Annotated in this window: 19 protein-coding genes, 1 riboswitch and 1 other annotated feature; of the genes, 12 read left to right on the top strand and 7 right to left on the bottom strand. The window is 36.8% G+C overall.

Annotated elements, in window-relative coordinates; all coding sequences use genetic code 11:
* Nucleotides 1–127: 127 nt before the first annotated feature.
* The 3 genes from PQF83_RS11280 (at nt 128) to PQF83_RS11270 (ending at nt 2,709) form a co-directional block, all read left to right on the top strand.
* Entirely contained in the window at nt 128–1,483 is a 1,356-nt protein-coding gene (locus PQF83_RS11280; protein WP_000101508.1) for an RNA-guided endonuclease TnpB family protein, read from the top strand.
* 409 nt (nt 1,484–1,892) lie between these two features.
* A complete protein-coding gene (locus PQF83_RS11275; protein WP_033671866.1) occupies nt 1,893–2,453 on the top strand; it encodes a DUF2062 domain-containing protein in 561 nt (186 codons plus the stop codon).
* A gap of 58 nt (nt 2,454–2,511) precedes the next feature.
* Complete coding sequence (locus PQF83_RS11270) at nt 2,512–2,709, top strand: hypothetical protein (protein ID WP_000291952.1); 198 nt, start codon at nt 2,512–2,514, stop codon at nt 2,707–2,709.
* 24 nt (nt 2,710–2,733) lie between these two features.
* On the opposite strand, the gene PQF83_RS11265 is transcribed toward PQF83_RS11270, so the two are convergent.
* Nucleotides 2,734–3,180: a MarR family winged helix-turn-helix transcriptional regulator gene (locus PQF83_RS11265; RefSeq protein WP_000445819.1), complete on the bottom strand. Its 447-nt coding sequence runs from the start codon at nt 3,178–3,180 to the stop codon at nt 2,734–2,736.
* A gap of 72 nt (nt 3,181–3,252) precedes the next feature.
* Nucleotides 3,253–4,032 (bottom strand): GDSL-type esterase/lipase family protein, encoded by a 780-nt coding sequence (locus tag PQF83_RS11260; protein WP_000755836.1) that lies wholly within the window; start codon nt 4,030–4,032, stop codon nt 3,253–3,255.
* A gap of 365 nt (nt 4,033–4,397) precedes the next feature.
* Between PQF83_RS11260 and cpdB the strand changes: the two genes are divergently transcribed.
* A complete protein-coding gene (gene cpdB, locus PQF83_RS11255; protein WP_048557603.1) occupies nt 4,398–6,782 on the top strand; it encodes a bifunctional 2',3'-cyclic-nucleotide 2'-phosphodiesterase/3'-nucleotidase in 2,385 nt (794 codons plus the stop codon).
* A 49-nt stretch (nt 6,783–6,831) separates the two neighbouring features.
* On the opposite strand, the gene nhaC is transcribed toward cpdB, so the two are convergent.
* On the bottom strand, nt 6,832–8,205 hold the full coding sequence (gene nhaC, locus PQF83_RS11250) for a Na+/H+ antiporter NhaC (protein ID WP_000253748.1): 1,374 nt from the start codon (nt 8,203–8,205) through the stop codon (nt 6,832–6,834).
* 277 nt (nt 8,206–8,482) lie between these two features.
* Nucleotides 8,483–8,703 (bottom strand) — a binding site (T-box leader).
* Between the two features lie 141 nt (nt 8,704–8,844).
* Between nhaC and PQF83_RS11245 the strand changes: the two genes are divergently transcribed.
* The 8 genes from PQF83_RS11245 to PQF83_RS11210 all read left to right on the top strand — a co-directional run bounded on the left by PQF83_RS11245 (nt 8,845) and on the right by PQF83_RS11210 (nt 15,606).
* Nucleotides 8,845–9,201 carry a hypothetical protein gene (locus PQF83_RS11245; protein WP_000726889.1) on the top strand — a complete coding sequence of 119 codons (357 nt, stop codon included), beginning with the start codon at nt 8,845–8,847 and terminating at the stop codon, nt 9,199–9,201.
* A 122-nt stretch (nt 9,202–9,323) separates the two neighbouring features.
* Nucleotides 9,324–10,712, top strand: coding sequence for an adenosylmethionine--8-amino-7-oxononanoate transaminase (gene bioA, locus PQF83_RS11240; protein WP_000144318.1), 1,389 nt, complete (start codon nt 9,324–9,326; stop codon nt 10,710–10,712).
* Entirely contained in the window at nt 10,712–11,440 is a 729-nt protein-coding gene (gene bioD / locus PQF83_RS11235) for an ATP-dependent dethiobiotin synthetase BioD (RefSeq protein ID WP_000012489.1), read from the top strand. Before bioA ends, bioD begins: the two co-directional genes overlap by 1 nt.
* A complete protein-coding gene (bioF, locus tag PQF83_RS11230) occupies nt 11,406–12,593 on the top strand; it encodes an 8-amino-7-oxononanoate synthase (RefSeq protein WP_001077309.1) in 1,188 nt (395 codons plus the stop codon). Before bioD ends, bioF begins: the two co-directional genes overlap by 35 nt.
* A complete protein-coding gene (locus PQF83_RS11225; protein WP_000661276.1) occupies nt 12,590–13,330 on the top strand; it encodes an alpha/beta fold hydrolase in 741 nt (246 codons plus the stop codon). Before bioF ends, PQF83_RS11225 begins: the two co-directional genes overlap by 4 nt.
* Nucleotides 13,296–14,105: a malonyl-ACP O-methyltransferase BioC gene (gene bioC, locus PQF83_RS11220; RefSeq protein ID WP_000608932.1), complete on the top strand. Its 810-nt coding sequence runs from the start codon at nt 13,296–13,298 to the stop codon at nt 14,103–14,105. Before PQF83_RS11225 ends, bioC begins: the two co-directional genes overlap by 35 nt.
* 1 nt (nt 14,106) lies before the next feature.
* Nucleotides 14,107–15,105, top strand: coding sequence for a biotin synthase (bioB, locus tag PQF83_RS11215; protein WP_000815866.1), 999 nt, complete (start codon nt 14,107–14,109; stop codon nt 15,103–15,105).
* 180 nt (nt 15,106–15,285) lie between these two features.
* On the top strand, nt 15,286–15,606 hold the full coding sequence (locus tag PQF83_RS11210) for a hypothetical protein (protein WP_000549777.1): 321 nt from the start codon (nt 15,286–15,288) through the stop codon (nt 15,604–15,606).
* A gap of 24 nt (nt 15,607–15,630) precedes the next feature.
* On the opposite strand, the gene ribH is transcribed toward PQF83_RS11210, so the two are convergent.
* From ribH to ribD, 4 genes are read right to left on the bottom strand one after another with little or no spacing between them, the layout of a single operon-like run.
* A complete protein-coding gene (gene ribH / locus PQF83_RS11205) occupies nt 15,631–16,092 on the bottom strand; it encodes a 6,7-dimethyl-8-ribityllumazine synthase (RefSeq protein ID WP_000230889.1) in 462 nt (153 codons plus the stop codon).
* A gap of 18 nt (nt 16,093–16,110) precedes the next feature.
* Nucleotides 16,111–17,304: a bifunctional 3,4-dihydroxy-2-butanone 4-phosphate synthase/GTP cyclohydrolase II gene (gene ribBA, locus PQF83_RS11200; protein WP_000468996.1), complete on the bottom strand. Its 1,194-nt coding sequence runs from the start codon at nt 17,302–17,304 to the stop codon at nt 16,111–16,113.
* A gap of 12 nt (nt 17,305–17,316) precedes the next feature.
* Entirely contained in the window at nt 17,317–17,961 is a 645-nt protein-coding gene (gene ribE, locus PQF83_RS11195) for a riboflavin synthase subunit alpha (RefSeq protein WP_000493917.1), read from the bottom strand.
* Entirely contained in the window at nt 17,943–19,055 is a 1,113-nt protein-coding gene (ribD, locus tag PQF83_RS11190) for a bifunctional diaminohydroxyphosphoribosylaminopyrimidine deaminase/5-amino-6-(5-phosphoribosylamino)uracil reductase RibD (RefSeq protein ID WP_000131971.1), read from the bottom strand. The genes ribE and ribD overlap by 19 nt, the downstream gene beginning before the upstream one ends.
* 312 nt (nt 19,056–19,367) lie before the next feature.
* Nucleotides 19,368–19,511, bottom strand: a riboswitch (FMN riboswitch).
* Between the last annotated feature and the right edge of the window lie 22 nt (nt 19,512–19,533).

Genomic DNA, 19,533 nt, shown 5'->3' with positions numbered 1-19,533 from the left:
AATATTATGTAGATAAGAAGGGAATAGATTGTAAGGCAACGAAATTAGATAATGATTATCATTCAGCTACTTAAGCCAAAAGTAATGAATACGCTTAATGAACTTTCTAAGAAAGGTGGTGAAAACAATGGCTAGAAAGAAGGTAGTGAAAGTATTACGGAAACAAAAGAAAAGAGAAACCATGCAACGGTTCACGCAGAAACAGAATATCGGACGAGCTTGCCTTACTGCAAAAGAATTTCGTTTACTTCAGCGCATGGCGCATAGTTCAAAAGCACTGCGAAATGTTGGGTTGTACACGATAAAACAAAGTTATTTGAACGATAATAAAATGGCTACTGTAAAAGAAGTGGACAATGCCATGCAGGCTGATATGAACTACTCGGGCGTTCAATCAAACTCTGTTCAAGCGATTCGTAGAGCCTTATTTACAGAAATGAAGAGCTTTTTTAAAGCGTTGGAACAGTGGAAGAAACATCCTGATAAGTTCACAGGTCGTCCGAAGTTTCCGAATTATTCTCGTTCCACTGACAAACGAATCATTGAAATCTATCAAGTGCCAAAAGTGGATGAGAACGGATATTGGATGGTTCCGATGAATGTTGCATTTAGAAAAAAATTCGGTTCCATTAAAATACGTATGCCAAAAAACTTAAGAAATAAAAACATCTCCTACATTGAGATTGTACCAAAGCAAAAAGGTCGGTTCTTTGAGGTGCATTATACATATGAAATGCACGTCTCTCAAGTGAAGAAACAACCCACGACTACGAGTAACGCTTTGAGTTGCGATTTAGGTGTAGATAGATTAGTAAGTTGCGTAACCAATACAGGTTATGCCTTCTTAATTGATGGAAAAAAACTAAAATCCATTAACCAGTACTTCAACAAAACGATACGTAATCTACAACTGAAAAATATGGAAAACGGGCTTTCTAAACGTCTTGTAACGAATAAAATTGCTGCACTTTGGCATAAACGAGAAAGACAAATAAACGGTTACATTGCACAAACAGTAGGCCTATTGTTCAAAAAAGTGAAAGAATTCGATATAGATACGATTGTTGTAGGGTATAACGCTGGTTGGAAACAAAAATCTCATATGGGGAAAAAGAATAATCAAACATTTGTTCAAATCCCATTTGAGAAATTGATGGCAGCAATTGAGAATAAATGCATAAAAGAAGGCATCCGCTTTTTCAAACAAGAAGAAAGCTATACTTCAAAAGCTAGTTTTCTTGATAAGGATCCGGTTCCAGTTTGGTCTAAGGATGATAAGACGCAGTATCGCTTTAGTGGCAAACGAATTACGCGTGGTTTGTACCAAAGTAAAGCAGGAACATGTATCCATGCTGATATTAATGGTGCGCTGAATACATTGAAAAAATCAAAAATTGTAGAACTGGATGACAATCTGAAAGTGAAAACGCCGATTCTATTAGAAGTGCAAAAACGTAAGGCTATTGCTTCGCGCATAGCCTAGTGGGTGCGTCAACCATCCATGTGTACGCGACTTGTCGGGGCTTGTAGCACACGCTGGATTCATCCCAGTGGTGGCTTCTTCCATAAGGGAGAACGGCTCTTTTTCGAAAGGGTGGTGCAAGTGGGAAAACAATCGTTCGTTGTCAGTACCAACCAAAAACATACTTGGGGTGTTACCTTAGGGTAGCATGAATGCTAGAGCGTCAAACTGTCTAGCGATAGACGAAAAGACCTAGCGTTCGAACTCAAGCCCCCACTGAAAGGTTTTATCTCAGTGGGGGTGGTTGACAGTGAAATGTCATATGTATATTTAGTTAACTATTTCGATATCATCTATAATAAAAGAGGAAATGAAATTTGTTTTTCGGGGTGTGTAAGGGCATACTAGGTATAAAAATATAGTTAAAGAGATGATGAGAGTGAAAACAACTAAGAAAACATATTCGTTTTTTCAGCGGATGTGGAGAATATTAAAGTATCAATATTATAAGTTGCTTCGATCACCAGAAGGAGCGAAGAAAGTATCGTTAGGTTTTGCGATTGGTTTTGGTTTAGAGATGTTGGTTATATATACAGCATCGCTCGTCTATTTAATATTTTATCCAATCGTCAGGTTAGCAAAGGGATCTTTTCCTGCCGCGGTGATTGGCAATATTATTGGAAAAATATCGTTTCTCCCAGTAGTTTTATTTCCGCTTGCGTATGCGCTAGGGAAAATGATTTATCCATTTCATGTGCAAAAAATACATCATGAACCCTTTACAATATCGGACTTGTTTTCAAGTCACATTTTTACGATATTAAAGAGCTTATTACAGAGTGAAGTGTATGTATTAATTGGAATGACGATTTTAGGGGTTGTGTTTGGTGTAGTTTCATATTTCGTTGTGCATTATTTATATGAAAAGAACCGTAAGTTACGTTTGAAGAACAGAAAGAAAAGAGTGAGAGAACCACTCATGCAAATATAAAGAGTGTCACACTCATTTTCTCCTTTGAATATGTTTAAGAAAAAGGAGGAGAGAATGAATGTATTATTATTACGTACCGCAAGTATATCCATATGTAAATTATTATCCGGTTTATGATACGAGTAGGCAATATGAATTATATCGACAACAACAACTACCGCAAATACCATCGCAACAACCTACGCAAGATCAAAAACCATATTTAACGACATGGCCATATTCAAATGTATACTATGGCAATTATTACGAATCATAAAGCTGCTTCTATTTAGAAGCAGCTTTATACGTTTGTTTTCAAAATTAAATTTTGAATGGTTTGAAGAGAGTGAATGAGTTTTTCACGTTCTTCCTCAGATAACGTTTGGAAATTTTCTTTTAATTTGTCTAAAATGAATTGTTGATACTGATTTACTAACAATTTCCCTTCAGCTGTCAGGGAAATTAAAATGACCCGTCGATCTTTTTCGCTATAATGACGCTCTATTAGTTCTTCTTGGATCAGTTTGTTTAATAGAGGTGTCATGTTAGGCCGTGAAATCGCTAGCCGCTTGCCGATTTCGGAAACTGCTAATGTGCCATTTTCATGCAGAAGCAGTAATACTTGTGTATGTGATGGCGGCATATGTCTTTGAGAAGAAAATTCTCCAGGAAGCATAAATTTGCGATAAAAAAGAGGCACTAGCGAAAGAAGATGATCAACAATACGTTCCCACTCGCGTGATTCCATATAAAGGCCCCCTTCCACTCTCATTGTAACAAAAAAGACATGTTATAAAAATAGAATTGTTTCATGCGAATTTTAATATTTGTAGGCCAACACTTTTTTTGTAAAGGAATCGGCAATAATCGAATAGCCTTTATCATTTGGGTGTACTTGGTCAAAGAGTAAATCTTTCTTATCATTCGATATTAATTTGCGAATTGGTAAAACGATAGATGGTTGATTTGCTTTTGCAATGGAATAAACGGATTCATTCCATCCGTCTAAAAACATATCTGCATAACTTGCGATGGAGTCATCGAGTTGTAACGGGTTATAGAGTTCAGAAAGAATGAGTAAAGCATCCGGATTTTGATCTCGGACTGTCTTTACAATATTTTTTACATCCGCTTCAAAATGAGCTTTTTCTTTATTTAACATTTTAATACCGTCTATAACACCGACATCACGATTTAAGCGAAATAAATTATTTCCCCCAATGTTAATTGTAATAATATTGGCTGCTCTAATTTTTTGCTTTACATCTTCTGATTCAACCTTTTTAGCGAGACGATCTGTTGTAAGACCGTTTATCCCAAGGTTTTCTACAGTAATTGGTTTATGAATTTGTGCTTCTATTTGTTTAGAGGCTAATTCAGCAAATCCACCTTGTGTCGATCCATATCCTTTGGCGAGCGAATCACCTAGTACGAGATGATAAAAGGAATCGTTTGTTTGCTTATCAATCCAACTTGGAGTAGATGTTTTTTCTGTTTTTTCTTCGGGTTCATTTTGTTTTGTCTCATCGTTCTTTTCAAAATAAGAATAAGAAATGATTAGAAGGAGGAGACAAACAATTGTTAAGATGACTTTTTTCATAATTCATCCTCCTTGTAATTGGTAATTGTATCATATTCAGCAGTATTAACAATGTAAGGGCATATTATATGTTTATGAAAAGTTTACAATAACTTTACAGAAAATTTGTAGAAGTATGTCAAAAAATATTGACGATATGAAAGTACATTATATATGATAATGTCAGATAAGGTGAAATTCTACATAGTGGGAGCTTTATCTCCCGTTAATTGCTAGTCTCCATTAATGGATCGTTTAAGGAGACTACTCGTTAGCGTAGGGTGAAATGAAAATCGTGTATCTACTAGAAGAAAAAAGGTATGTGGTTAGAGAATGCTAGAAATTCATTTCATTATTCTTTGGTAATTGTATAAGGGGGATTTTTTGTGAAAAAGTCAAAAAAAATGCTAGCTGGAGCAACTCTTGCTATTGGTGTTATAGCGCCGCAAGTATTGCCAGCAACAGCTCATGCGGATGAGCAAACTGGGGAGAGTACGGTTAACTTACGAATTCTAGAAACATCAGATATTCACGTTAACTTAATGAATTACGATTATTATCAAACGAAAACCGATAATAAAGTAGGTCTCGTGCAAACTGCAACACTTGTGAATAAAGCGCGTGAAGAAGCGAAGAACTCTGTCCTGTTTGATGATGGGGATGCATTACAAGGGACACCGCTTGGAGATTATGTAGCGAATAAAATAAATGATCCGAAGAAGCCTGTGGATCCTAGTTATACGCACCCATTATATCGTTTAATGAATTTAATGAAGTATGACGTCATCTCTCTTGGGAATCATGAATTTAACTACGGTTTAGATTATTTAAACAAAGTAATTAGTAAAACAGAATTCCCGGTTATTAACTCGAACGTCTATAAAGATGATAAAGATAATAATGAAGAGAATGATCAAAATTACTTTAAACCATATCATGTTTTTGAAAAAGAAGTAGAAGATGAATCAGGTCAAAAACAAAAAGTGAAAATTGGCGTAATGGGATTTGTTCCACCTCAAGTTATGAACTGGGATAAAGCAAATCTAGAAGGAAAAGTGAAAGCAAAAGATATAGTTGAAACAGCGAAAAAAATGGTGCCAAAAATGAAAGCAGAAGGTGCCGATGTTATCGTTGCACTAGCGCATTCAGGTGTTGATAAGAGTGGTTACAACGTTGGCATGGAAAACGCATCGTATTATTTAACAGAAGTTCCTGGTGTAGATGCGGTATTAATGGGACATTCACATACTGAAGTGAAGGACGTATTTAATGGTGTTCCAGTTGTAATGCCTGGTGTCTTTGGAAGTAACTTAGGTATTATAGATATGCAATTGAAAAAAGTAAATGGAAAATGGGAAGTACAAAAAGAGCAATCGAAGCCGCAACTTCGTCCGATTGCTGATAGTAAAGGAAACCCACTCGTACAATCTGATCAAAATTTAGTTAATGAAATTAAAGATGATCACCAAGCGACAATTGATTATGTGAATACTGCTGTAGGAAAAACGACAGCGCCAATTAATAGTTATTTCTCATTAGTACAAGATGATCCTTCTGTACAACTTGTGACAAATGCACAAAAATGGTATGTAGAAAAGTTATTTGCTGAAAATGGACAGTACAGCAAATATAAAGGAATTCCAGTTTTATCTGCAGGAGCACCATTTAAAGCGGGTGGCCGAAACGGTGCTACATATTATACGGATATTCCAGCTGGAACGTTAGCGATTAAAAACGTGGCAGATTTATATGTATATCCAAATACGTTATATGCTGTAAAAGTAAATGGGGCACAAGTAAAAGAATGGCTTGAAATGTCTGCAGGTCAGTTTAATCAAATTGATCCAAAGAAAACAGAAGAACAGCCGTTAGTAAATATCGGATACCCTACATATAACTTTGATATTTTAGATGGCTTAAAATACGAAATTGATGTAACACAACCAGCGAAATACGATAAAGATGGAAAAGTTATAAATGCTAATACGAATCGTATTATAAATATGACATATGAAGGTAAGCCAGTAGCTGACAATCAAGAGTTTATCGTCGCTACAAATAACTATCGTGGAAGTAGCCAAACGTTCCCGGGTGTAAGCAAAGGGGAGGTTGTATACCAATCACAAGATGAAACGCGTCAAATCATTGTGAAGTATATGCAAGAAACGCCAGTTATTGATCCAGCAGCAGATAAAAATTGGACGTTTAAACCGATTGTTGCCGATAAATTACATACAACATTCGATTCTTCACCAAATGCACAAAAGTATATAAAGAAAGATGGAAAAATATCATATGTTGGACCATCTGAAAATGAATTTGCTAAATATGCAATTGATATAACGAAGAAGAACGATGATGATAAAGAAACTGGTGGAGAGAATCCAACAACACCGCCAACAGGTGAAGGAAATAATGGAGAAAATCCAACGACACCACCAACAAGTGAAGGAAATAATGGAGAAAATCCAACGACACCACCAACAGGTGAAGGAAATAATGGAGAAAATCCAACGACACCACCAACAGGTGAAGGAAATAATGGAGAAAATCCAACGACACCACCAACAGATGAAGGTAATAATACAGGATCTGGACAAACTACAACGGATAATCAAAACGTAAAAGAAACAACAACTGTAAGTGAAAAGAAAGAAGAACGTGATTTACCGAAAACAGGTACAAGTGTTGTTTCTACAATTGGAGCAGGTTTGGCGTTTGTTGGAGCAGGATTCCTTCTGTTATTTAGAAGAAAGAAAGCAAATAGATAGTGGAGAAATATAAAAAGGATTACCGATTCAGGTAATCCTTTTTGATATATTATGAAAGTGTTACAGCTTTTTCCTTCTTCCATGAAAGGCCAAATCCAGTAAAGCCGACGATAATTGTTACAACTGGACAAGCTAAGCAGAAGATTGCGAATGGAACGTAATCAAAAGTTGGAACGCCAAGGACGTTCGATAAGAATACGCCACTTACTCCCCATGGTACGAGCGGGTTAATAACTGTACCTGCATCTTCTAATACACGTGATAAATTACGACGTTCTAAACCGACTTCATCATATTTATTAGCGAATGCTTGTCCTGTTAAAACGATAGATAAGTACTGCTCACCAAGTAAGAAGTTCACACCGATTGCAGTTGAAGCAGTAGAAATAATTAAACGTGTGCTAGTTTTTACGAAGCTAGAGATGATATTCATTAGCTGCGTAATAATACCCATTCCTTGTAATAATCCTCCCATACAAAGAGCTAGGAAAATAAGAGCGATTGACATCATCATACTTTGCAGGCCACCGCGAGATAATAAGCTATCAATATCTTTCATACCCGTTTTAGAAACGTAACCGTCTTGCATAATTTTCATTAAATCAGTTAAAGAAGTACTAGGTTTAAATATAAATAGGATAATGATCCCTACTATAATTCCAGCAAGTAAGGTTGGAACTGCTGGAACTTTTTTAAATGCGAATAGGAACAGTAATAAAATTGGAATAAGTGTAAAGATAGAAATCGTTGCATTTTTCTCTAATGTGCTAATGAAGTTTGTGAAGTCAACGTCTCCACTAGTACCGCTTCCTAAAATGAAAAATGCGATAAAAGCAATAATGAAAGCTGGAACTGTTGTCCAAAGCATGTTACGAATATGCTCAAATAAATCTACACCCGTTACAGCTGGCGCTAAATTTGTTGTATCAGATAAAGGAGACATTTTATCTCCAAAGAATGCACCAGAAATAATTGCACCAGCGATTAGAGCAGGATCGTATCCGAGAGCACTACCCATGCCCATAAAGGCAAGTCCTACAGTTGCGGCAGTTGTAAAGGCACTACCGATACTTGTTCCAACAATTGCACAAACAACAAAAACAGTTGGAATGAAAATTTTTGGGGATACAAGCTGGAAGCCGTATACCATTAAAGTTGGAATTGTTCCAGCAGCGATCCAAACACTAATTAATACGCCTACAAGTAAGAATATAAAAATAGATGGAATACCAGCTGAAATACTACTTATCATTCCTTTTTCCATCGTAGACCAATCAATTTTTTTCATAAATCCAAATGCTAATAAAAAAACGATACCAAATAAAATTGGGATGTGTGGTGAAACTTCTAATTGAATAACACTAAAGCCAATGCAGAAAAAGATAAATACTGTTAAAAGAACAGATTCAATTTTTGAAACCATTGTTTTCCCCTCCTAAGTAATCTAAAATAGCTCTTTTTTATATAAAATTCGCCAATATTGTTTATTTCCTTCTAAATTTTAGAATTTTGTGACAAATTACCGGTAATTGTTGTTTCTTTAATATGATACGGAAATGAATGGATAAAAAAACGTCCCTGCATATAATTATGCAGGGACGAAGAAATCGCGGTACCACCCTAGCTTGTGAAATGAATGTATCACAAAATAAAGGGTCGTATGATATGCGCTCATAAAATAAAAACGCCCCTGCAACATATGCAGGGACGAAAAGTTCGCGGTACCACCCTAAATTGTGAAACAGTGTCGTTTCACCACTCTTTAGATATAACGGTCTATAACCGTCTTTCACTACTCCTTACGTTTCGCAAAAGAAGCTCCAGGGGGTAATTCATAATTCGCTCTGTACTGGTTCGCACCGACCACCAGCTCTCTGAAAGCAGAAATCGAAATACTACTAAATCCTATCAATGCCGATTCATATGATGTTAGTTAAATTTTTATCATATATTCGTCTCACATGTCAATAAAAATATTCAATGATTTTTTAGGGAAATAAAGGAGAACGATTTTAATCCTATGAAAATGTGCGTTATAATGAATTTGAAAGGGGAGGAAAGAGTGAAGAAAAAAATAATTCTTTTTACCACTTTACTAGTCATTGGCGGAAGTGCTGGCATTTACACAGCTTTTGCAGCTGAATCAGAGCAGGCGAAGCAAAAGCAAATACAGCAGTTAGAAGTGAAGAAAGCGAAAGAAGCTGAAGAGAAGAAGTCGATGGAAAAAGCAGCTGATAAACTAGGGGTTTCTACGGAAGGAAAAACAAAAGAAGAGGTTGCGAAAGAAGTAAATACCGCAAGATTTGAGAAGCGCCATGATCTATTGATTGAACATGCAAAACAACTTGGAATTGAAACAGAAGGAAAAAAAGACGAAGAGATTATTTTAGAAATCGGAAAGATACAACATGGAAAGTAGAACAACTTATCTTATGATAAGTTGTTCTTTTTTAAGAACTACTTGATTTAAAAATAATTGACAGTCATTTAGATTTAATGTTAACTATATTTATAAACTAGTTGACATTAGGGGTGACAATTGTGACTTTTAGTAAGAGTACGACTGACAAACCATCATATACATATGAAGAGTTATCGGAGAAAAATAAAGCCTATGTATGGCATCCATTTACACAAATGAAGGATTATTTAGAAGAAGATCCTGTCATTATTGAACGGGGAGAGGGAAGAAAGCTATACGATGTAAATGGAAATGAATATTGGGACGGTGTTTCGTCTATTTGGTTAAATGTTCATGGACATCAAGTGCCAGAACTAGATGAGGCAATTCGTGAGCAATTAAATAAAATTTCCCATTCTACTATGTTAGGGCTTGCTAACGTTCCATCTATTTTATTAGCCGAAAAAATAATTGAAGTTGTACCAGAAGGTTTGAAGAAAGTGTTTTATTCAGACTCCGGTTCTAGCGCTGTTGAAATTGCAATTAAGATGGCCTTTCAATATTGGCAGCATAAAGGAAAACCGAAGAAACAAAGATTTGTTACATTAAAAGAAGCGTATCATGGTGACACAATTGGAGCTGTTTCAGTGGGAGCAATAGACTTGTTTCACCAAGTGTATAGTTCGCTTTTATTTGAAGCAATTAAAATGCCTTATCCATATACATATCGTTCTCCTTATGGAAATAATAAGGAGGAAATTGTAAAAAAACATTTAGAAGAAATGGAGGAGCTGCTGAAAGATAAACATGAAGAGATTGCGGCGATTATTGTAGAACCTTTAATGCAAGGTGCTGGCGGTATGATTACAATGCCAAAAGGATACTTAAAAGGGCTACGTAATTTATGTACAAAATATAATGTTCTATTTATTACAGACGAGGTAGCGACTGGATTTGGGCGTACTGGAAAAATGTTTGCATGTGAACATGAAAATGTAACACCGGATATTTTGACAGCCGGAAAAGGTTTAACAGGCGGATATTTACCAGTTGCAATTACTGTAACGACAGATGAAATTTATAATGCCTTTTTAGGAGGATATGAAGAACAAAAAACATTTTTCCACGGACATAGTTATACAGGGAATCCGTTAGGGTGTGCGGTAGCAATTGCAAATCTAGAACTATACGAGAAAACAAATTTAATAGAAGAGGTGGCACGTAAAACAGAATATGTGGCGACGCAATTAGAAGACCTCTTTGCATATAAACATGTAGGGGACATTCGTCAATGCGGGTTAATGGTTGGAATTGAACTTGTGAAGAATAAGGAAACGAAAGAAGCGTTTGAATGGACAGAGAGAGTCGGTGTTCAAGTATGTAAACGCTCAAGAGAACTAGGTATGATTTTGCGCCCGCTCGGTAATACGATTGTGTTTATGCCCCCTCTTGCTTCTACAATTGATGAGATTGATGATATGTTACGTATTTTGTATAAAGCAATCTCGGATGTTACGGAGGGAGAATAATGAGTGGCTTTTTTATAACAGCAACGGATACTGAAGTGGGGAAAACTGTAGTCGCCGGTGCATTAGCAGGTGTATTTAGAGAACTGGGATATAACATCGGGGTATATAAACCGTTGCAAAGTGGACATGTTGCATCAAATCCAGAAGGAGATGCAGCAAGGCTAAAGGCATTATCAGGTGTACCGACAAAAGAAGATGAGATTTGCCCTTACTCTATTGAAGAGCCGCTTGCCCCGAGACTTGCCATGAAAAGAGCTGGAAGGACAGTAACGTTAAAAGACATTATTCATCACTATAATGAACGATTGAAAGATTTTAATAGTCTACTTGTAGAAGGAGCAGGTGGATTAGCTGTTCCATATACAGAGGACGCTTTAGTAATTGATTTCGCAAAAGAATTACAACTTCCACTTATTGTAGTAGCACGCCCTACATTAGGAACAGTAAATCATACAGTTTTAACGATCGCTTACGCAAAGGCATATGGTTTAACAGTAGCAGGTGTCATTTTATCTGGCTGCAAAGAATGCGAAATGGAAAGAGTGCAAGAAAATAAAGAAATGATTGAAGAGCTAAGTGGGGTACCGGTTTTAGGTTTATTACCATTCTTTGCAGGTGAGTTTACAAGAGAAGAAGTCTTGAAATCTGCTAAAGAATATATAATGATTTCAAAATTAGAGGAGCTTATCCGAAATGAATCAAACGTGGCGCACACATCTTCAATCTAAATTGCAACAATTACATGAGCGAGAGCAGTATCGTAATTTGCATGTAACAGAACAAGCAGAAGAGACATGGCTTATTCGAGATGAGAAAAGGATGCTAAATTTAGCGTCAAATAATTATTTAGGGTTAGCTGGAGATGAAAGGTTAAAAGAAGCTGCTATCGCATGTACAAGAAAATATGGAACTGGGGCGACAGCATCAAGGCTCGTGGTAGGAAACTATTCACTGTATGAAGAGGTTGAGAGAAGTATATGCGATTGGAAAGGCACTGAAAAAGCCTTAGTTGTGAATAGTGGATATACCGCAAATATTGGAGTGATCTCTTCATTAGTGAGTCGTCACGATATTGTGTTTAGTGACAAATTAAATCACGCAAGCATTGTTGATGGAATTATATTAAGTGGGGCAGAGCATAAAAGGTATCGTCATAATGATTTGGATCATTTAGAGAAGTTATTGAAAACAGCGTCACCTGAAAAGCGGAAATTAATCGTAACAGATACTGTTTTTAGTATGGATGGTGATACTGCGTATTTGAGGGAGTTAGTAGAGCTGAAAGAGAAATACGGGGCAATTATTTTAGTGGATGAAGCGCATGCGAGTGGAATATATGGAATTGATGGAGCAGGGTTGTCTCATATAGAAAAAGATCTTTCTCAAAAAATTGATATACATATGGGGACGTTTAGCAAGGCTTTAGGGTGTTATGGTGCGTATTTGACAGGCGATGCAATTTATATAGAGTATTTACACAATATGATGAGAAGTTTTATTTTTACTACTGCATTACCGCCTGGAACGTTAGGAGCGGTACAAAAAGCAATTGAAATTGTACAAGAAGATCATAAGAGAAGAGAGAATCTTATAGCAAATGGAGAATACTTCAGGAGCAAATTACGAGAAGCTGGATTTGATATAGGGAATAGTTCAACTCATATTATACCGATTGTAGTCGGTTCAAATGAAAATGCTTTACGGTTTAGCAAAAGGTTACAAGAGGTAGGTATTGCAGCTATTGCAATTCGTCCGCCAACTGTACCGATTAATAGTTCTCGAATTCGCTTTGCAGTTACATCGCAACATACAATAGCTGATTTAAAATGGGCTATTGACCGAATTACTCACATTGCGAAAGAAGAGGAGCTTTTCGTATGAAAGAGCTGAAGATTATTTTTATCCCTGGATGGGGAATGGAAGAAAATATTTGGGATTTAGTACTTCCCCATTTTAAAGGATATCCTGTTCAATGCATTAATTGGCGTAACGTGAAAGAACAAAGTGAGTTTGCGAACAGGATTATAGATGTAGCACAGGATGAAAATGTAATTTTAGTTGGATGGTCACTAGGAGCATTAGCGGCAATTCAAGCTTATAAAAAAATTAAGGCAAAGGGTATCGTGCTAATTGGTGGTACTGCTAAATTTACAAATACAAGTGACTATAGTAGTGGATGGAATACTTTGCATGTAGAACGGCTGAAAAGAAATTTGGAGAGAAGGAAAGAAGATACGCTCAAGCGGTTCTATGAAAATATGTTTACGAAAGATGAGTTGAAAGAGAATAAAAGTTTTGAAGACATCGTAAAACATTTTAAAGGTGATTCTATGCAGTCTTTACAATTCGGTTTGGATTATTTAATAGAAACAGATATGAGAGCAGCATTGAAAGAAGTTAAAGTCCCTATACTACTTATTCATGGGGAGCGGGATGTAATATGTCCATTATCTGCAGCGCGTAGTATGGCTGTGAATGAGACTGCCATGCTCAAGGTAGTCAGTGAGGCTGGGCACGCATTATGTGTAACGAATTTTGAATATTGCGCAAATGAGATAATTCAATTTGTAGAGGGGATACGACATGATCAACAAAACGTTACTACAAAAACGATTTAACGTGGCAGCTGTATCCTACGATCAATATGCAAATGTACAAAAAAAGATGGCGCATTCATTACTTTCTACATTGAATCGGCGATATAGTGCAAATTCATCGATACGTATTTTAGAACTTGGATGCGGGACAGGATATGTTACAGAGCAATTATCAAACTTATTTCCGAAAGCACAAATTACAGCTATTGATTTTGCTGAAAGTATGATTGCAGTTGCGAGAACTAGACAAAATATAAACAATGTAACATTTTATTGTGAGGATATCGAAAGATTACGACTAGAAGAAACGTATGATGTCATTATTTCAAATGCCACATTTCAATGGCTAAATGATTTAAAACAAGTGATAAGAAATTTATTTCGTCATTTATCTATAGAGGGGATATTACTCTTTTCAACATTTGGACAGGAAACATTTCAAGAATTGCATGCTTCGTTCCAGCGGGCGAAAGAAGAAAAAAATATACAAAATGAAACATCGATTGGGCAACGTTTTTATTCGAAAAATCAGTTGCGCCATATATGTGAGATAGAAACAGGGGATGTACATGTTTCTGAAACGTGTTACATAGAGAGATTTACAGAAGTTAGGGAGTTTCTACATTCTATTCGTAAAGTAGGAGCGACCAATAGTAATGAAGAATCATATTGTCAAAGTCCCTCACTCTTTCGTGCGATGCTTCGCATATACGAAAGAGACTTCACGGGAAATGAAGGGATAATGGCAACGTATCATGCTTTATTTGTGCATATAACAAAAGAGGGGAAGAGATGAAATGAAACAAGTACAAACAAAAAGGGATTGGAAAAAACTTGCATACGACGTAGTAGAAGAGAAAGTGATTACGAAAGAAGATGCAATAGCGATATTAGAGGCTGACGATACAGAGATTTTAGAAATTATGAATGCTGCGTATATCATTCGCCACCATCACTTTGGTAAGAAAGTAAAATTAAATATGATTATTAATACGAAGTCTGGATTATGCCCTGAAGATTGCGGATATTGTTCACAGTCTATTATTTCAGAGGCGCCGATTGATAAATATGCTTGGCTAACGCAGGAAAAGATTGTAGAAGGGGCACATGAAGCAATTCGTCGTAAAGCGGGTACATATTGTATTGTAGCATCTGGTCGTCGTCCGACTGATAAAGAGGTAAATCACGTAATTGGAGCAGTTAAAGAGATTCGTGAAACGACAGATTTAAAGATTTGTTGTTGTTTAGGTTTCTTAAACGAAGATCAAGCAGGACGTTTAGCGGAAGCGGGTGTACACCGTTATAACCACAACTTAAATACACATGCGAATAATTACGAAAGCATTTGCTCTACTCATACGTATGACGATCGTGTTGATACAGTTCAAAAAGCGAAACAAGCCGGTATTTCACCATGTTCTGGGGCGATCTTTGGAATGGGAGAGACAATAGAAGAGCGAGCTGAAATTGCATTCGAATTACAACGTATAGATGCAGATTCAATTCCATGTAATTTCCTTGTTGCTGTAAAGGGTACGCCGCTTGAAGGACAAAAAGAGTTAACACCAGTAGAATGTTTAAAAGTGCTGGCGATGATGCGCTTTGTAAACCCAACGAAAGAAATTCGTATTTCAGGAGGGCGTGAAATCAATTTACGTTCTGTACAGCCAATCGGTTTATTTGCAGCAAACTCTATTTTTGTTGGAGACTACTTAACGACAGCTGGACAAGAACCGACTGCAGACTGGGGTATGATTGAAGATTTAGGATTTGAGATTGAAGAATGTGCATTATAAGATAGAAAAAAGCAAACTTGTAAAAGAGTTTGCTTTTTTTGTAAATAAAATGTAATAAATAGTTGTGAATGCTTGATACTAGTGGGTTTTGAGCGAAAAAAAGAATTTTGGTGGACGAATTTTCCAAGCCCCAATTGTACATAGTAAATATGTAATTTATATTGGGTTGGAGGATTTTACATGCACAAATATATATTAGCGATTATGACTTGTCTCATTTTACTAAAAGCAATAAGTGCTGATCCCGTTAAGGCCGCCGAAAATCCTGAACAAAAAGAGATGCAACAACGAATTGAACAACATTTTCGAACGAAAGCTGAACATTTTGGATTGAAAACAGAAGGGAAAGATTTAAAGGAAGTACGAAAAGAAATTACTATTATAGAAGAAGCGAAGAAAAGAGAGAATGTATGGAAAACAGCACAGACGCTTCGTATACAAACAGAAGGAAAGACAATGGATGAATTAATAAAAGATGTACGGAGAAAAGTGAAGAAATAAAAAAAGAGGCCGCAGCCTCTTTTTTTATGCCCATTGTTTTGATAAGTGAGCCATTTCAATTGCAGCGACGGCGGATTCATAGCCTTTATTACCAGCTTTCGTGCCCGCGCGTTCAATCGCTTGCTCGATCGTTTCAGTCGTCAATACACCGAAAATAACGGGGATGTCTGTTTGTAGTGATAAAGATGCAACACCTTTTGCTACTTCATTACAAACGTAATCGTAATGTGTTGTAGCACCACGAATGACAGTGCCTAACGTAATAACAGCATCATATTTCCCGCTATTCGCCATCTTTTTAGCGATTAAAGGAATTTCAAATGCACCAGGAACCCAAGCAACATCGATATCAGCTTCTTCTACACCGTGACGCTTTAATCCGTCTAAAGCGCCGCCAAGTAACTTACTTGTAATAAATTCATTAAAACGTCCAACAACAACCCCAACTTTTAATCCTGTACCAACTAAATGACCTTCGAATACCATAATAAATCTCTCCTTTAATTATAAGTTTAGTAAATGTCCTAATTTGTTTACTTTCGTTTGTAAATACGTTTTATTCTCTTCTTTTGCTGGCATTTGCAACGGTACACGCTCGATTACTTCTAAATCGTAACCTTGTAAGCCAGCAATTTTTCTTGGGTTATTCGTTAATAATCGTAAATGTTGTAAACCTAAATCTTTTAATATTTGAGCGCCAATACCGTAATCCCGCAAATCAGCAGGGAAGCCAAGCTTTTCATTTGCTTCTACAGTATCGAATCCTTCTTCTTGTAACTTATAAGCGCGAAGCTTATTAAGAAGCCCAATGCCTCGTCCTTCTTGTCTCATATAAAGAAGAACGCCCTTTCCTTCACGCTCAATTTGAGCAAGTGCAGCATGGAGTTGTGGTCCGCAATCACATCGGCACGAGCCAAATACATCTCCTGTTAAGCACTCTGAATGAACGCGTACAAGTACAGGATCTCCTGTTGAAATATCACCTTTTACGAGTGCAATATGCTCTTTCGAATCTAAGGAATTAGAATAGCCAATTGCATGGAAAGTACCGAAATCTGTAGGTAATGTAATTTCCACTTCTCGCTTCACTAATGTTTCATGGTGGCGGCGATAAGCAATTAAATCTTCTATTGTAATCATTTTTATATCAAATTGTTTTGCGCACTGTAGTAAATCAGGTACCCGTGCCATCGTACCGTCCTCATTAATAATTTCACAAATGACGCCAGCTGGTTCTGCTCCGCAGAGCTGTGCTAAATCGACAGCAGCTTCTGTATGACCAGCCCGGCGCAAGACACCACCTTCTTTCGCAATTAATGGAAAGATATGTCCGGGACGATTGAAATCAGCACCTTTTGATGCAGGATTTAACATTTCTCGTATCGTAGTTGCACGTTCGTGAGCACTAATCCCAGTTGTTGTAGAAACATGATCAATGCTCACTGTAAATGCAGTATGATGCGAATCTGTATTATGAGCTACCATTGGTTCTAATTGTAGACGTTCTGCGTACCCTTCTGTAATTGGTACACAAACGAGACCACGTCCATGTGTAATCATAAAGTTAATTGTTTCTGGCGTAATATACTCTGCTAAAGCGATAAAATCGCCTTCATTTTCACGGTTTTCATCATCACATACGATCACGACTTTTCCTTGTTTTAAATCTTCTAGAGCTTCTTCAATACGATGAAACATAATGCTTCCCCCTTATAGAAATCCGTTTTCTTGTAAAAAGCTTTCGGTCATTGAACCTGTTCGTTTTACTGGTTTAGAAATAAAGCGTTCGATATATTTACCAATCATGTCACACTCAATGTTTACGATGTCACCGGCATTCTTTTCTCCGATAACAGATTCACTTACTGTGTGCGGGATGAGTGAAATTGTAATGGAAGATTCGTCTATATCAAATATTGTTAAACTCGTTCCATCAACAGCAATGGACCCTTTATGCAAACAATAGCGTAGCAATTCATCAGAAATAGCTATTTTGTAATAGACGGCATTATAGTGTTGTTTTTTGTTTAATATCGTTCCGATGCCATCGATATGTCCTGAAACGAAATGTCCACCGAATCGTCCGTTTGCAGCCATTGCACGTTCTAAATTTACTTTGCATTGCGGTTTAAGCATGCGAAGTGATGTTGATTGCATCGTTTCAGGCATTGCGTCTACTGTGAATGAAGTTGTTGTGAAACTCGTTACAGTCAAGCAAATACCGTTAACCGCGATGCTATCACCTAAGTGAACATCTGATAAAATTTTATTGGCATGAATCGTTAACTTCATCGCTTCGCCGCTTTGTTGCATGTTTGCAATCGTTCCTAATTCTTCTACAATTCCTGTAAACATTCCGTCACCTCACTTCGAGCATTTGCAACAATTTTTATATCATCGCCAATTTGTTTCATCTCTTGAATTTCCAAGGAAAGTGCATCTTGTAATGTTGAAAAACCATTTCCACCAAATAAAGTAGGGGCATTACTTCCACCAATTAATTTGGGACTTATATAAGTTACAATTTCATTGAAATGCTTTGTTTGTAAGAAGCTTGCATGAACTGTTTGCCCACCTTCGACGAAAAGAGAAAGAATTTGTTTTTCGCCGAGTAGGTGTAAAACATCCTGTATTTCAATTTGCTTCGTTTTTATTTGGAATATAGCTATATTTTCAGATTCATAAGAAGCTATTTTCTTTGGATTTACATCCTTACCAACTATAATCCATGTCGGTGCTAAACCATCTGTTATGACATGAGAAGATGGTGGCGTTCGTAAATGGGTATCTAAAATAACGCGTATAGGATTTTGCCCCCCGTTAGGAATTCTTGTTGTTAAATGCGGATTATCAGCTATAACTGTATTCACTCCAACAAGAATTGCATCGTGTGTATGACGATATTGATGAACATCAGCCCGTGCTTCTTCACCTGTAATCCATTTACTTTCACCAGTTACAGTTGCTGTTTTTCCATCTAAGCTCATCGCTGTTTTTATTGTTACAAATGGGCGTTTCGTTTTCATGTAGTGAAAAAAGTAACGATTTAATAAAACCGCTTCTGCTTCAAGAACACCGGTAGTTACTTCGATGCCAGCTTCTTCTAATCTCCGTTTTCCATTACCAGAAACGAGAGGATTGCAATCAAGAGTAGCAATTACCACCCGTTTAACTCCTTTTTTTAACAGTAAATCACAGCAAGGTGGTGTTTTTCCAAAATGGCTACACGGTTCAAGTGTTACATACACGGTGGCTCCTTTTGCTTTGTCACCAGCCATATGAAGAGCATGAACTTCTGCGTGTTCTTCACCAGCACGTAAATGAGCTCCCATACCGACGATGTTTCCGTCTTTTACAACAACAGCACCAACCATAGGATTTGGACTTGTTTGCCCAGATGTTCCTTCTGCTAATTGCAGAGCAATCCTCATATATTCTTGATCTGTCATTTTCTTCACCTCTCCTAAAAAAAATCAAAAAACCCCAAGGATTTTAATATCCTTGGGGTTTGGGAGACGTGATTTCTAGAAATATAGTTCGAATACGAAAGTATAGGAAAGAAACCTAACGATGATTGATATTTTGGCATAAGGAAGAAACCTAGCAAAAATATCAAATTTTTCAAACGCTAGTCGTATCTTTTTATTTCAGCATAGAAAGATAAGTATACAAAATAAAACATATATATAGATTTGAATTGAATCTATAAAAATATGCATACTGAAATAAAAGTGTATTCGCTATATAAAATTACTAGAAAACATATCCTTCTCCCATCCAGACTATACTGTCGGCCCTAGAGTTTCACTAGATCCACCGTTTTCGAGTTGAAAACGGGTCACGGACTTAGAAGTTTGCACTTCATCACCGCCGGTTGGGAATTTCACCCGACCCCGAAGGATGCTGTTTGCTCAAATTATAGCACAA

The organism is Bacillus sp. FF-1, assembly GCF_028548245.1.
Taxonomy (GTDB): Bacteria; Bacillota; Bacilli; order Bacillales; family Bacillaceae_G; genus Bacillus_A; species Bacillus_A paranthracis.
The sequence above is the reverse complement of the archived record's forward strand: the minus strand, read 5'-3'. Positions and strand labels throughout refer to the sequence as shown.

Excerpts from the sequence above, each read along its gene's own strand:
- PQF83_RS11280 (WP_000101508.1), top strand. The coding sequence starts at position 128 with ATGGCTAGAAAGAAGGTAGTGAAAGTATTACGGAAACAAAAGAAAAGA.
- PQF83_RS11275 (WP_033671866.1), top strand. The coding sequence starts at position 1,893 with ATGATGAGAGTGAAAACAACTAAGAAAACATATTCGTTTTTTCAGCGG.
- PQF83_RS11270 (WP_000291952.1), top strand. The coding sequence starts at position 2,512 with ATGTATTATTATTACGTACCGCAAGTATATCCATATGTAAATTATTAT.
- PQF83_RS11265 (WP_000445819.1), bottom strand. The coding sequence starts at position 3,180 with ATGGAATCACGCGAGTGGGAACGTATTGTTGATCATCTTCTTTCGCTA.
- PQF83_RS11260 (WP_000755836.1), bottom strand. The coding sequence starts at position 4,032 with ATGAAAAAAGTCATCTTAACAATTGTTTGTCTCCTCCTTCTAATCATT.
- nhaC (WP_000253748.1), bottom strand. The coding sequence starts at position 8,205 with ATGGTTTCAAAAATTGAATCTGTTCTTTTAACAGTATTTATCTTTTTC.
- bioD (WP_000012489.1), top strand. The coding sequence starts at position 10,712 with ATGAGTGGCTTTTTTATAACAGCAACGGATACTGAAGTGGGGAAAACT.
- bioF (WP_001077309.1), top strand. The coding sequence starts at position 11,406 with ATGAATCAAACGTGGCGCACACATCTTCAATCTAAATTGCAACAATTA.
- PQF83_RS11225 (WP_000661276.1), top strand. The coding sequence starts at position 12,590 with ATGAAAGAGCTGAAGATTATTTTTATCCCTGGATGGGGAATGGAAGAA.
- bioC (WP_000608932.1), top strand. The coding sequence starts at position 13,296 with ATGATCAACAAAACGTTACTACAAAAACGATTTAACGTGGCAGCTGTA.
- bioB (WP_000815866.1), top strand. The coding sequence starts at position 14,107 with ATGAAACAAGTACAAACAAAAAGGGATTGGAAAAAACTTGCATACGAC.
- PQF83_RS11210 (WP_000549777.1), top strand. The coding sequence starts at position 15,286 with ATGCACAAATATATATTAGCGATTATGACTTGTCTCATTTTACTAAAA.
- ribH (WP_000230889.1), bottom strand. The coding sequence starts at position 16,092 with ATGGTATTCGAAGGTCATTTAGTTGGTACAGGATTAAAAGTTGGGGTT.
- ribBA (WP_000468996.1), bottom strand. The coding sequence starts at position 17,304 with ATGTTTCATCGTATTGAAGAAGCTCTAGAAGATTTAAAACAAGGAAAA.
- ribE (WP_000493917.1), bottom strand. The coding sequence starts at position 17,961 with ATGTTTACAGGAATTGTAGAAGAATTAGGAACGATTGCAAACATGCAA.
- ribD (WP_000131971.1), bottom strand. The coding sequence starts at position 19,055 with ATGACAGATCAAGAATATATGAGGATTGCTCTGCAATTAGCAGAAGGA.